Annotated in this window: 1 protein-coding gene and 1 pseudogene; both read left to right on the top strand. The window is 64.5% G+C overall.

Annotation, left to right across the window (positions count from 1 at the left end):
• Positions 1–544, top strand: a 544-nt coding sequence (locus tag ELR45_RS28880) for a pyridoxamine 5'-phosphate oxidase family protein (RefSeq protein ID WP_205857473.1), incomplete at its 5' end; no start/stop codon positions are given.
• 310 nt (positions 545–854) lie between these two features.
• Positions 855–1030, top strand: a pseudogene (locus ELR45_RS41670) (ClpX C4-type zinc finger protein); the annotation flags it as partial.

Here is a 1030-nt window from a genome sequence, read left to right as displayed (position 1 = left end):
GGACTCCTTGAACGACGAGATGTGCGAGTTCGTCGGGCGAATGGAAATGGTGTTCGTCAGCACCTCCGACAGCCATGGGGAGTGCGATGCGACGTTCCGCGCCGGTCCGGCCGGGTTCGTCCGGGTCCTCGACGACAAGACGATCGCATGGCCGGAGTACCGGGGCAACGGGGTGCTGGCGAGTGCGGGCAACATCTCGGAGAACCCACACGTCGGTCTGCTGTTCATGGACTTCGTCCGTGATCTGGTCGGGCTGCATGTGAATGGAGCAGCCACCCTGCTCTCGGCCGGAGACTTCCTCATTCGGTATCCGGATCAGGTGGTGGATGCGGACGTGCCTGGGCGTAGGCCGGAACGCTGGGTGGTCGTCGACATACACGAGGCCTACATCCACTGCTCCAAGCACGTTCCGCGTATGGTGCCGGTGCCGAGGACCAGGGAGTGGGGAACGGACGACCGCAGGAAGAAGGGCGGCGACTACTTCGGCGTAGCGGAGGAGCGAGGTCTGACGCGGCGCGGTAGAGCTGCCGACGCCGTTCGCTGAACGGCGCCGGCGCATTGTCCGGCGGTGGGTGATGGTGGCTCCCTTGAGAGCCCCGGCCCGGTGACTGCATGGTCCGCACCGCCCTCGGCGCGGACCACCTCCGCGCGATAGCGGCCAGCGGGGTATTCCGAGCACCGCGACCACGCCGTCTCCGATGAGGTCCACGTGCTCATCGGCGACCAGGTATAAGCTCAACTGAGTCATCAGGCTGGCCGCGGAGTGCTCAGGGCAGATGCGGTGTGCGTCCTGATTGGCTGAGTCTGACCTGGTTCGCTGGACCTGGGCTCCAACAATTGAGGAGACTACCCGTATGGCGCAGATGGGTGACGGCCGCGATCCGCTCACATGCTCTTTCTGTGGTAAGAGCCAGAAGCAGGTCCGTAAGCTCATCGCGGGTCCGGCCGGTGTCTGCATCTGTGACGAGTGTGTCGAGTTGTGCAACGAGCTGGTCGAAGAGGAGCTCAGCGAGAACACGGAGTCTGGCGA

The organism is Phytoactinopolyspora endophytica (genome assembly GCF_004138495.1).
Taxonomy (GTDB): Bacteria; Actinomycetota; Actinomycetes; order Jiangellales; family Jiangellaceae; genus Phytoactinopolyspora; species Phytoactinopolyspora endophytica.
The sequence above is the reverse complement of the archived record's forward strand: the minus strand, read 5'-3'. Positions and strand labels throughout refer to the sequence as shown.